Raw genomic sequence first — 12264 nt, forward strand, 5'->3', positions numbered from 1 at the left:
GAACATTCGTTGAAAAAAATGCGTACATTTCTTCCTGTCGGATTTTTGCATCGGATTCCGTGTCTCTTCCACGTTTTGACAATCCACGGAATGTGTCCGACAAACCGCAGACAATGAACGGATTCCCTAGCGTCCCTAGCGGCACTGCTTCACAGACAATATAAAACCGCGCGAACCGAACTCGTCGTCATCAGCTATTCAAAACAGGGCAGATGACGACTCAGACAGCGGCTTCGCGCGGTTATGTTCTATTCAGCAGTGCCGCAAGGGACACACGAGAATCCTAAAATTGTCTGCGGGTTGCGGACACACCCGTGGAGTGCTCAAAACTTGGAAAAACATGGATCATCACGGATGCAAAAACCGACGGGGTAGAAATGCCGCATTTTTTGATCCGAATTTCCAGATGCATTCCATCTGAAATCGAAGGATATGATCTTCTCTTTATAATATTACTTATCAAGTCAAAAAGGGGCTGCCCCATAAGCGGGCAGCCCCTCGTTTTACTGCATCTTAAAGTAATCAATACTGCTGACCAGCTCATCTGCGATCTCGCGGAGCTGCTCTGCACTGACATACACCTGCTTGAAGGTATCCACTACCTCTTCCGTCTCATCGTACGTCTTCTTTGTGCTGTCCACATTGCCCTGCGCGATCTCTGAGAGTTCGCTCACTGCCTGCAGCACTTCATTTCTGGAGCTTTCAAGGTGTCCTGTGCTCTCCTTGATCTGACGGATACTCTGCATGGAGCTGCCGATCTGCGCGATTACCTCTTCCACTACCTTCTGCGTATCCTGCATGCTCGCACTCTGGTTCATAATGATCTCCTGCATCTGCTGCATAATCTCAACCGCCTTTGCAGAATCCTCGCTGAGTGTCTTCGCAGTCTCCTCAATCTCCTTGCTCGACTCATTCGACTGCTCGGAGAGCTTCTTGATCTGGTCTGCCACAACACCGAATCCTCTGCCGCTCTCTCCGGCTCTCGCCGCCTCGATCGAAGCGTTCAGGCTGAGAAGGTTCGTCTCCTCCGCAATCGACGTGATAAACGCGGTTGCCTCATGGATCTTCTGTACCGAATCGTTGGTCCGGTTCGTCTGCTCCTGCACTTCACCGATAATGCGTTCCACCTCGATATTGATGTTCCGCAGATTGTTGAGCGTCTCTGCCGCCTTCTCACTGGACTGCTGCATGGAAGCTGCATTGTCATCCAACAGTTCCACCTCTGCCGACGTCTCGGTAATATTCTCACCCATAATACGCATATGTTCCGATGTATTCTGGGAATTCTGTGCCTGTTCAGTGGAATTCTCCACAATCTGGTTGACTGCCATGCGCACATGATCCATGGTTCCGTTTGTCTGGTCTGCCGCTGTACCGAGCAGTTCGGACGCATCGAGCAGGCGTTTGGCATTTTGTGAAATCTCCTGGATAGTTGCCTTCATGGCATCCCGCAGCGTGATCGTCACGCGGGACAGATCACCGATCTCGTCGTGTCTCCCGAGCAGCTTGTCTTCTACCCAGACATTCAGATCGCCGTCCGCCACTTTTCCTACCACCTCAATACTGCTGCGGATATTGCGGCTCATTGAGGTTGCAAGCTTCATGCCGATCGCAATGCATAGGATCATCACCGCACACACCGCCATGCTGATTGTTCCCAGAATCTTGTTGATCACGGCATCCTTTTCCTGCTTGTCCGTTCCCACAAAAATCATACCGATAATCTCATCGGTCGATCCGTTCTGATATACCGGTATAAAATATCCATAGTTCAAAGTGCCCTCGATCGACACCGCATGGCTGAAATAGGATTCGCCGCCCTGTAGTACCTTTTCTACAATCCGGTCACCGGCTTTGGAATTTAAGATGCGGTTCCCTCCTGCATCGACCGCCGATGTCATAATGCGGGTATCTCCGTAGAAAAATGTGACGTCCATTCCGGTATTGCCTTTGATACGGTCTACCAGACTCTCGGACTTTGAAATATTATAACTGCCCTTCCAGATATCTCCATTGCTGGTCTGGAGATAATCTCCCGTATTCTGATCGTAGGCTGCGAGCGTGGCTGCCGCCGTTCCCCGAAGTGCTTCCTCAATCTCCTCCAGCATGGCGCTCCGTACCATTGTGGTTGTCAAAAACATGGAAATCAACCCCAATATAATAACCGGTGCAATTGTAATCCCCAGAATCTTTTTCTTAATGTTCATACTAATCTCCATTTCGTCTGTGCATCTGCATGTCGCTTTTCGTCCGGCTGCTCCTTAATCCACAACATTCACCGTCTTAAAATACCAGTTGATGCCGCCGGTGATTGTCGCATCGTCGAGCGTCTTGCCCGCTTCACCGACCGTCTCTCCGGTATTTGTCTCGATCACACCGTCAAATACACCGTTCTGTCCCGAAAGGATCTGTTCCTTCGCCTCGTCTACCTTCTCCTGTGTGCCCTCCGCACAGAAATCCGCCAGATTGGTAAGAGCGACCAGATTCTCGTTCATGCCGCCGTAATAATTGCTTCCATCCCAGGTTCCGTCAATCAGGCTCTGCACTGCCGCGGTATAGTAGGCACTCCAGTTCCAGATAACGCTGCACAGGCAGGCCTCCGGCGCATTCTTGCTCATGTCGGAATTGTACCCGATGCTGTATACGCCACGCTCCTGGGCAAGTGTCTGCGGATACTCCGTATCACAGTGCTGGGCGATCACATCACAATCCATATCCAGAAGTGTCTTTGCCGCATTCTCCTCCGCCTCCGGATCATACCAGCTGTTCGTCACCTTGACGTAAACCTTCGCGTCCGGATTGACCGAATAGATACCGAGCGCGAACGCATCGATTCCTCCCGTCACCTCTGAATTGCTGTTATCCATGGCAGCCACATAACCGATCTTGTTCGTCGTGGTATTCATTCCCGCCACAATACCGCTTAAGTAGCGCGCCTGATAGATTCTGCCGAAATAGTTATTGAAATTCCTGCCGTTGCTCATATAACCGGTTCCATGGGAAAAATAAACATCGGGATATTTCTCCGCCATCTCCGCTGTCGCCTCCATGTAACCCCAGCTGGTCGCAAAGATAATGTTGCATCCCTCGTCGATACACTCCTGAATCGCCTGCTTTGTCGCATCCTCATCGGAATCTGGGACATTGATTTTCCGCACAATCTGATCGTCGGAAAGTCCGAGGTTCTGCTGCATTCCCTGAATTCCCAGATCATGCGTGTATGTGTATCCGCTTCCCTCTGCCGGGTCTGACAGATGAAGCACCCCGACCTTGATCTCGTCCTTCGGAATTCCCTCCGTCGCGGATGCTGCCGCAGCCGCCGACTCCGTCCCTGACGTCTGCTGCACGCTCTCCGCTCCGGCATTTGTAGCATAATCATCAATCTGCGTATCTGCACCGCAGCCGGCAAGCAGAAAACTTCCCATGGCTGCCGCAATCAGTCTGATCCATTTTTTTCTCATATCCGGTACTCTCTTTCTGTATGCTATTATCTGCCAACTTTTTACATCTGCCTTTATTATACACATTTTTTATTTTGTCATCAATAAATTTGTAAATTTTTGGAAATGTATCAGAATGTTTTCTCTGAAACTTTCATAGGAAAGTTCCACTTTCACACATGAATGTATCACGGTATTTCCTATGAAATAAAAAAGCCTTCACAGTTCTGCCGCATTTTACTGCCAGTGGCAAATCTGTAAAGACTTTTCAAAATACATATTCAGTTAGCTCAAAAGATTCTGCATGCTCTTTAAGCTGATGACCAGCGTAGAGGTGTTATGCAGAAGCGCTGATGTGGTCGGCTGTAAAACGCCGCCGACTCCTAGCAGGATCAATCCGGTATTGAATCCGACAATCACGCGGTAATTCTTGCGAATCCGCTTCATCAGGCCGTCGCTCAACAGCTTTAAGGTCACGATCTGATAGAGATCATCCGAGCTTACCATGATATCCGCGATCTCACGCGCAATCTCCGCACCGTCCGAAATCGCGATGCCGACATCCGCCGCAGAGAGTGCCGGGGAATCGTTGATGCCGTCTCCGACCATGATAACCTTGCGTCCGGCTGCCTTTTCACGCTCGACAAAACCGGCTTTATCCTCCGGAAGCACCTCGGAATAATACTCGTCCACACCGACGCGCTTTGCGATGGCGCTTGCCGTCCGCTCGCTGTCACCCGTCATCATGACGATCTTCTTGATACCGGAGCGGCGCAGGGAATTGATAACTGCCTCCGCCTCCTCACGGAGCGGATCTTCAATACAGATCACGGCTGCAAGCTGTCCCTCGATGGCCAGATACAGATGGGAATACTCCTCCGGCAGGCTCTCGAACAGTTCCTTCGTACCCTCAGGAAGGGCAGCTCCCTCATCCTCAAATACAAAATGATAGCTTCCAATCACGGCTTTCCTGCCGTTGATCGTGGTGGAAATACCATGTGCCACCACATACTCCACCTTGGAATGCATTTCCTCATGATCCAGACCTTTTTCCCTGGCTGCCTCAACAACCGCTTTTGCCATGGAATGTGGGAAATGCTCCTCCATGCAGGCTGCAATCCTAAGAAGTTCATCCGGGCTGTCCCCGTTAAAGGAAACCACTTTTGCCACGGTCGGCTTTGCCTTGGTCAGTGTGCCGGTCTTATCAAAGACGATTGTATCTGCCTCAGCCATTGCCTCTAAATATTTTCCGCCCTTGACCGTCACATTGTAAAAACTAGCCTCACGGATCGCCGACAATACGGAGATCGGCATGGCAAGTTTTAATGCGCAGGAGAAATCCACCATCAGAATCGACAACGCCTTCGTCACATTCCGGGTCAGAAGGTATGTGAGCGCCGTGCCACCGAGGGAATACGGTACCAGACGGTCCGCCAGATGCTCTGCCCGGCTCTCAAGCCCGGACTTTAACTTCTGGGATTCCTCGATCATCTGCACAACCTTGTCGTAGCGGCTGGAGCCGCCTACCGCCTTCACGAGAATGGTAAGCTCCCCTTCCTCGACTACAGTTCCTGCATAGACATAATTCTCACTAATCCGGCGTACCGGCTCGGATTCTCCGGTTAAGGATGCCTGGTTGACCATCGCCTCGCCGTCTGTCACGACGCCGTCAAACGGGATTACATTGCCCATATGGACAACCACCTCGTCTCCCTCACGGACTTCCTTCGCGCCGACAAGAACCTCCACGCCGTCCTTCTTCAGCCATACTTTGCCGACATTCAAAGACATGGTGCGCGCAAGGTCGCCGACGGACTTCTTGTGCGTCCACTCTTCTAACAGCTCGCCGATGCCAAGCAGGAACATGATCGATCCCGCCGTCTCGGTATCACCGCGCAGAATAGACACTCCGATCGCCGTCGCATCGAGTACCGGTACTTCGATCTTTCGTGCCGCCAGTGTCTTTATGCCCTTCCAGATGTAGCGGAACGACTTGACCGTCGTCCAGCACGCCCGGATGGGATACGGCAGAAAAATCTTGGATGCATAGCGTCTCACCACTCTGCCGATCAGCTTCTCCTGGTAGCTTGCATTCAGCTCTCTTCCGGAATTCTCGATCAGCCCGTTCGGCACCTCCACATCTTCATAGTGGAAATGTCTGAGCTTGTCAATCAGTTCCGCTCTGCTGCCGTCATAACAGATGACTGCGTCACCCGTACGCTCATACACCTTGGCGCTTGAGACCTGTATATCATTTTGTAAAAAATACAGAAGCGTATCCGCCTGTGCACAACTCATGCGGTACTGTGCCACGTGAATCCGCATCCGCCCCTTAATCTCATGCTTGATTGCAAACTTCACTTTACTCGCCTCTTATCAAAATCTTATTCTTCGGTGTTCTCTGCAGTCCCGGTCTTCTCTGCTGCTTCTGCCTCTGCATCTGCAAATGCCTCTGCCTCAGCCTTGGCTGCGCGCTCCTCATTGATCTCCTTTGCGCCTGCATAGATGTCTCCGGCATTCTCCTGTACGGTGCTTACGGTGTTCATCACACACTCTTTTGCTCTTAAGAAAGCTGCGGTACAGCTTGTGTAAACCTTCTTGGCATCCTTGCTGGAAAGTACCTTGATACCGGCTGTTCCAAATAATACGCCGCCTGCAAAAATTCCTGTCTTCTTCCAATCGATCTTCTCAAAACACTTTAACATATGTATCCTCCATTTCTATGCACAATCCCGTGCATCCTTTGCTGAACATGTTGTTCGCTCTTTACATTATTGTGCATTATAGTACCGCTTTTTGTATTTTTCCAGTATTTTTTCGTTATTGATAAACTTCATCATTATCCACCATTTTCCATCCTGCTCCCGGTTTTTAATACCTCCGCCGGATGGCTGCGTTTTTTCCTTATTATAAACCGGTTCATACCGGCTGCAATAACCGATGGCATCAAAAACCTGTAAAACAGCAGAGATTTACTCGATCCCTGCCACTCCTTTTATTTCTATATTTTTCTATTTCTCTTCCGGTTCGTCCCCAAGCATCTCCGTAAGCGTGTGCCAGCCGAGTACCGCGCATTTGACACGCGCCGGCATGTGTGAAATGTCCACAAGCGCCGATGCCTCCTCGAGTTCTTCTAATTCCTCGTCCGATACCGTCCCTTTAATCATCCGAAAGAACAGATCCGCCAGGTGCATGGCCTCTTCCTTGGTCTTTCCGATGACCAGATCCAGCATGATATCCACGGAAGCCTGTGAGATGGCGCAGCCGTCGCCCGTAAAGGTTCCCTCCGCAATCCTGCCATCCTCCACGCGCAGCTGCAGCACAATATCATCCCCGCAGCTCGGATTCACACCCTCAAGCACCAGATTCGCATCCGCAAGCTTCTCCTTGTGACCCGGATAGCGGTTGTGATCCGTCAGCACCTCATTATAAAATGTCCGGTTATTCATATCCCATCATCCTCCTGACTTGTGCCAGCTGATCCAGAAATCGTCCGACATCCTCTGGCGTATTATAAAATGCCACGCTCGCTCTGGCACAGGACGAAATGCCGAGCCATTCCAACAGCGGCTGGGCGCAGTGATGTCCCGCCCGCACCGCGACGTGCGCCTCATCTAAGATCGATGCAATATCATGCGGGTGTACATCATCCACGGTAAAGCTCACAATTCCGCAGTGCTCCTTTTCGTCCCCGCTTCCCAGAATATGCACGCCCGGAATTTTTTTCATTCCGGCAAGCAGCTGGGCGGTAAGCATCTCCTCGCGCTCCGTGATTTCTTTCCAGCCGATGGATTCCAGATAATCGATCGCGGCGGCAAGCGCGGCCGCGCCTCCCGCATTGACCGTCCCTGCCTCAAACTTATGGGGAAGTTCGGCAAATACGGCTCCCTCTCTCGTCACACGGTCAATCATCTCCCCGCCGGTCAGAAACGGCGGCATCTCCTCTAAAAGTTCCTGTTTTCCATAGAGCACACCGATCCCCATCGGCGCCATCAGCTTGTGTCCGGAAAATGCCAGAAAATCCACGTCAAGTGCCGTGACATCGATCGGCATATGCGGCGCTGCCTGTGCCGCATCCGCCAGTACCACACCGCCGTTTTCGTGTACCATCCCGATCAGTTTTTCTGCCGGGGTCGCCCGTCCAAGCACATTCGAGACAAGTGTCAGCGCGGCAAGCTTTGTGTGCGGTGTGACGGCGTCACGGATTTTCTCCTCCGTAAAACTGCCGTCCGGTTCACACTCCAGATATTTAAGTGTGGCTCCGGTTTGTCTCGCCGCCATCTGCCACGGAAGCAGGTTGCTGTGATGCTCCATGATCGTGACGAGGATCTCATCCCCGGGCTTTAACCGGGACAGCGCATAACTGTACGCCACCAGATTGATGCCCTCGGTCGTATTTCTGGTAAAAATGATTTCTCTCTCACTCTTCGCATGTACAAACCGTGCGACGCGCTCTCTCGCATGCTCATACTGCTCTGTCGCCTCCACGCCCAGCTCATAGAGCCCGCGCAGCGGATTGGCATTCCAGCGCTCATAGAATTCCCGCTCCGCATCGAGCACGCACGCCGGCCGCTGTTCTGTCGCCGCGTTGTCGAGGTAAGCGATATCGCTTTCCGCAAGCAGCGGAAAATCTTTTTTATAATCTGTCATATGCATTGCTCCTTCAGATAAGTGTCAACAGCGCCGCGCACCTCCTCTGACGGGATCTGGCTGTTTATCGCTTCGATCTTCGCCAGTGTCAGAAGTCTCTGTGCCTCCTCCGGGGGAATGCCTCTCGTGGCGGCATAAAAGAGCATGTTCTCGTCGAGCTTACCGATGGAAGCGCCGTGATTGCCCTCCACATCCTCCTCCGCGCACAGGATTAACGGGATGGTCTGGTTGACCATATTGTCACCGACAAGAAGCACATCCTCCTTCTCGTCTCCCTTAGCTCCCACACAGCCGTGCACAAAATCGATCGTTCCGCGCAGCAGCTTCTTCGCCTCGTTCTTTAAGATGCCCGATATCTGCATATTGCTCTTCGTCTTTTTCCCGCGGTGTCTGGCGACATAATTCATATCAATCTTCTGCCTGCCGGTGCCCAGATATCCGCTTACGAGTTCTGCCGTGCTCTCTTCTCCGCTAAGTTCAAACAGTGTTCCCGTATAGACCTCGGCGCCACCCAGTTCCAGCTGCACTTCCTTCACAGCGGCATCTTTTTCACACGAGACACCCACATCATGCAGGCAGACGGCTTCCGCATTCATCGTCTGCACCACATACAGTTCTACTTTCGCGCCCTCCCCGGCATATACCTTCGTCTGGATGGCGGACATCATCCCGCCCGTCTCCTCGCTCTCGCAGAGCAGAATTATTTTTGCCCGGCTGTGCGCTCCGGCATAGATATGCAGGCGGTTATAGGCGTGCTGCCCGCTCCGGTAAGCAAAACGGTACACATACGGTTCGCCGCAGTCTGCATTTTCCGGAATCGTCAAAAGCTCGGTATCCCATGCCGCATCTGTCTCCGACGGCTGATCCATCGCCTCGCCCATCCCGGTTGTGATTTTATCCCAATCCGTCTGCTGCGCCATCCGCAGCTGCTCTGCCTCTGCCTGCCCTGCTTCTGCCACACTCTGTTTTATCGCTATACTGCCGTCGATCCGCGGCATCCCAATCACGGTTTCATTCATTTTCAGCCAGTTCCAGGTCTTTGCAGGAAGCCGGTTGACTGTGATCGTCTGATTCTGTTTTGTCATAAGCTCCTCCTTTACCCGATGCTGCCCTTCATCTCAAGATCAATCAGATTGTTCATCTCCACCGCATACTCTAACGGCAGTTCCTTTGACACGTTGCTTGCAAAACCGCTGACAATCATCGACCGCGCTTCCTCCTCGCTGATACCGCGGGACATCAGATAGAACACGGCGTCATCGCTGATGCGGCCGATTTTAGCCTCATGTCCCACATCCGCGTCTCCTGTGCGGATGTCCATCGCCGGAATCGTATCCGATCTTGAGATGTCATCGAGCATCAGCGACTGACAGGAAACTGCCGATTTGCTGCCGGCGGCTTCCTTTGTAATGCTCACGGAACTCCGGAACGTGCTGATACCGCCGTCCTTGGAGATCGACTTGGTGTTCATGTACGAGGAGGTATCCGGTGCGGCATGCACCACCTTTGCCCCGGTATCCAGATTCTGACCTTTTCCGGCAAACGTGATGCCTGTAAATTCCATGTGCGCCCCTTTTCCCTTTAAGATACTCATCGGATAGAGATACGATACATGGGAGCCGAAGGAGCCGGACACCCACTCGATCCGTCCCCCCTCCTTGACCAGCGCCCGCTTGGTGTTCAGATTGTACATGTTTTTCGACCAGTTCTCGATCGTGGAATAGCGCAGTGTCGCGCCCTCCTCGACAAACAGTTCCACACAGCCCGCATGGAGGTTCGCCACATTGTATTTTGGTGCGGAACAGCCCTCGATAAAATGCAGATACGCCCCTTTGTCCACGATGATGAGCGTGTGTTCAAACTGCCCTGCTCCCGGCGCATTGAGCCGGAAATAGGACTGCAGCGGAATCGTCACCGACACCCCCGGCGGCACATAGACAAACGATCCGCCTGACCAGACTGCTCCGTGCAGTGCGGCAAATTTGTGATCGTTCGGTTTGACCAGTTTCATAAAGTGGCTTTGCACCATATCCGCGTATTCGCCCTTTAACGCGCTCTCCATATCCGTGTAGACCACGCCCTGGGCTGCCACTTCTTCCCGCACATTGTGATACACCAGCTCCGAGTCATACTGCGCCCCGACACCTGCCAGCGACTTGCGCTCCGCCTGTGGGATACCGAGCCGCTCAAAGGTGTCCTTGATGTCCTGCGGCACATCCGACCACTTTGCCGTCATCTTTGTATTCGGCCGCACATACGTCACGATATGGCTCATATCCAGCCCCTCAATCGACGGTCCCCAGTCCGGCACCGGCATCTCATTGTAAATCTGCAGTGCCTGAAGCCGAAACAGTTCCATCCACGGCGGATCCTTTTTTTCACGGGAGATCTGCTCGACGATCGCCTCGGTCAGTCCCTCATCGACCTTGTAAGCATCCCGTTCCTCATCCTTCACATCGTATATGCTGCGGTCAATGTCTTCTACGTATGTCTTCTCTTTCACCGCTCATCCTCTCCTTTTTGTGCCAGCTTCTCATACTCCTCGTAACCTTCGCGGTTGATCTTATCCACCAGCGATGCATCCCCGGATGCCACAATATGCCCGTTCACCATGATATGGGTTGCGTCCACATGAAGCGCGTCCAGGATGCGCGTGCTGTGCGTGATGATTAAAAGTGCGCCGTCCGGATTCTCCTTCTGGTACTCGCGGATTCCCTCGGATGCAAGCCGCACCGCATCCACGTCCAGCCCGGAGTCTGTCTCGTCTAAAATGGCAAGATCCGGTTTTAACATCATCAACTGCAGGATCTCGGATTTCTTTTTCTCACCGCCGGAAAATCCCACGTTTAAATCCCGCCCGGCGTAGGAGGGATCCATGTGCAGCACTTCCATTGCCGCTTTTAATTCTTTTCTGAAATTCCAGACGCGCATTTTATTTCTGCCCTGCTCGCTCAATGCACTGCGGATAAAGCTCTCGAGGGAGAGTCCCGGCACCTCGAGCGGTTCCTGAAACGACAGGAACATTCCCGCCTTGGCGCGCTTGTCTGCCGCCTCCTCCGTGATGTCATTTCCCTTGAAAAGGATTTTTCCCTCTGTGACGCTGTATTTGGGATTGCCGGTCAGAACATACCCCAGTGTCGACTTTCCCGCACCGTTCGGTCCCATCAGCACATGCGTCTCTCCTTTTTTTATCGTAAGCCCGACCTCGTGCAGGATCACCTTATCCTCCACGCGCGCCGTAAGCCCTTCTACCTGTAAAATCTGCTCTGCCATAGCTGCCTCCGTTTCTGAAGCGTTTTCTGCAGACGGAATCCTCTTTCACGATTCCCTCCGCTGCCCTTTTGGTTTTCTTTGCGACGCTCCCACACATCTTTCATATCCTAGTTGTAAGGTAGGATATGATTCAACCACATTCTAGAACGAAACCGTGAAGAAAGCAAGAGAGAAATCGCCCCGCTATTGAGATTGTTTCTCATTTTTACAGAAGGCGTGCGACCGCATTCCGGATAGAAGCAGGCGGGGAAATTCGGATCGCACAATACGGAATTTCTAACCCTGCCGCTTTTTACATCTGCGATAATCCGTGTTTTTCCAAGTTTTGAGCACTCCGCGGGTGTGTCCGCAGGCCGACAGACAATTCAAGGACTTTTGTGTGTTCCTTACATCACTAATGAACAAAACATAACCGCGCGAAGCCGATGTCTGAGTCGGCATCTGCCATGCTTTCAATAGCAGATGCCAACGAGTTTCGGTTCGCGCGGTTTTATATTGTCTGTGAAGCGGTGATGTTAGGAACACTAAAAAGTCCGCGTATTGTCTGTCGGCACGCTCTCTTCCGAATCTATGCCTCCGCAAAACGTGCGAATGAAAGTTCCGCTCCGTTTGCCACGCGGCTGCAGATATTGACTGCCCGGCTCATCACATCCGAAAACTGTCCGTCCTTTGTGACGACAAAAAGCATCCGCTCGTCTGCTTTGATCGAGACGTCCTCCACGTCAGCGATTTCTCTCATCTCCCGCTGTACTTCCCTGCTCTCATCCTCTGTCAGCTTTTTTGATAATCGATAATATCTTCCCATAATGCCATCCTTTCTGATCGTTGCATGTTCGGGGTTAGTTATATCTAATCCTGTTTTTATTATAGCACTGCGATCTGAAATGAAAACGGGGTTGCT

10 protein-coding genes are annotated in these 12264 nt (G+C 52.1%); all 10 read right to left on the reverse strand.

Features of this window, described 5'->3' with window-relative positions:
- Nucleotides 1–503: 503 nt before the first annotated feature.
- Entirely contained in the window at nt 504–2207 is a 1704-nt protein-coding gene (locus RHOM_RS09915; RefSeq protein ID WP_014080180.1) for a methyl-accepting chemotaxis protein, read from the reverse strand.
- A gap of 54 nt (nt 2208–2261) precedes the next feature.
- Nucleotides 2262–3461 (reverse strand): BMP family ABC transporter substrate-binding protein, encoded by a 1200-nt coding sequence (locus RHOM_RS09920; RefSeq protein WP_014080181.1) that lies wholly within the window; start codon nt 3459–3461, stop codon nt 2262–2264.
- A 264-nt stretch (nt 3462–3725) separates the two neighbouring features.
- Nucleotides 3726–5801, reverse strand: coding sequence for a heavy metal translocating P-type ATPase (locus RHOM_RS09925; RefSeq protein ID WP_014080182.1), 2076 nt, complete (start codon nt 5799–5801; stop codon nt 3726–3728).
- Nucleotides 5802–5824: 23 nt separating this feature from the next.
- Complete coding sequence (locus tag RHOM_RS09930; protein WP_014080183.1) at nt 5825–6145, reverse strand: DUF6110 family protein; 321 nt, start codon at nt 6143–6145, stop codon at nt 5825–5827.
- Between the two features lie 306 nt (nt 6146–6451).
- Nucleotides 6452–6889 carry a Fe-S cluster assembly sulfur transfer protein SufU gene (sufU, locus tag RHOM_RS09935; RefSeq protein WP_014080184.1) on the reverse strand — a complete coding sequence of 146 codons (438 nt, stop codon included), beginning with the start codon at nt 6887–6889 and terminating at the stop codon, nt 6452–6454.
- Nucleotides 6882–8096, reverse strand: a complete 1215-nt coding sequence (locus RHOM_RS09940) for an aminotransferase class V-fold PLP-dependent enzyme (protein ID WP_334290584.1) — start codon at nt 8094–8096, stop codon at nt 6882–6884. The genes sufU and RHOM_RS09940 overlap by 8 nt, the downstream gene beginning before the upstream one ends.
- Nucleotides 8087–9175, reverse strand: coding sequence for a SufB/SufD family protein (locus RHOM_RS09945; protein WP_014080186.1), 1089 nt, complete (start codon nt 9173–9175; stop codon nt 8087–8089). Before RHOM_RS09945 ends, RHOM_RS09940 begins: the two co-directional genes overlap by 10 nt.
- A gap of 11 nt (nt 9176–9186) precedes the next feature.
- Nucleotides 9187–10593, reverse strand: a complete 1407-nt coding sequence (gene sufB, locus RHOM_RS09950; protein ID WP_014080187.1) for a Fe-S cluster assembly protein SufB — start codon at nt 10591–10593, stop codon at nt 9187–9189.
- Nucleotides 10590–11363 (reverse strand): Fe-S cluster assembly ATPase SufC, encoded by a 774-nt coding sequence (gene sufC, locus RHOM_RS09955; RefSeq protein ID WP_014080188.1) that lies wholly within the window; start codon nt 11361–11363, stop codon nt 10590–10592. Before sufC ends, sufB begins: the two co-directional genes overlap by 4 nt.
- Nucleotides 11364–11931: 568 nt before the next feature.
- Nucleotides 11932–12168, reverse strand: coding sequence for a hypothetical protein (locus RHOM_RS09960; protein WP_014080189.1), 237 nt, complete (start codon nt 12166–12168; stop codon nt 11932–11934).
- Nucleotides 12169–12264: the final 96 nt, after the last annotated feature.

The sequence above is a fragment of the Roseburia hominis A2-183 genome (genome assembly GCF_000225345.1).
In the GTDB taxonomy this organism is placed as follows: domain Bacteria; phylum Bacillota; class Clostridia; order Lachnospirales; family Lachnospiraceae; genus Roseburia; species Roseburia hominis.

Bases quoted from the DNA above. Each gene is read 5' to 3' on its own strand.
- RHOM_RS09915 (WP_014080180.1), bottom strand. From the start codon at position 2,207: ATGAACATTAAGAAAAAGATTCTGGGGATTACAATTGCACCGGTTATT.
- RHOM_RS09920 (WP_014080181.1), bottom strand. From the start codon at position 3,461: ATGAGAAAAAAATGGATCAGACTGATTGCGGCAGCCATGGGAAGTTTT.
- RHOM_RS09930 (WP_014080183.1), bottom strand. From the start codon at position 6,145: ATGTTAAAGTGTTTTGAGAAGATCGATTGGAAGAAGACAGGAATTTTT.
- sufU (WP_014080184.1), bottom strand. From the start codon at position 6,889: ATGAATAACCGGACATTTTATAATGAGGTGCTGACGGATCACAACCGC.
- RHOM_RS09940 (WP_334290584.1), bottom strand. From the start codon at position 8,096: ATGCATATGACAGATTATAAAAAAGATTTTCCGCTGCTTGCGGAAAGC.
- RHOM_RS09945 (WP_014080186.1), bottom strand. From the start codon at position 9,175: ATGACAAAACAGAATCAGACGATCACAGTCAACCGGCTTCCTGCAAAG.
- sufC (WP_014080188.1), bottom strand. From the start codon at position 11,363: ATGGCAGAGCAGATTTTACAGGTAGAAGGGCTTACGGCGCGCGTGGAG.
- RHOM_RS09960 (WP_014080189.1), bottom strand. From the start codon at position 12,168: ATGGGAAGATATTATCGATTATCAAAAAAGCTGACAGAGGATGAGAGC.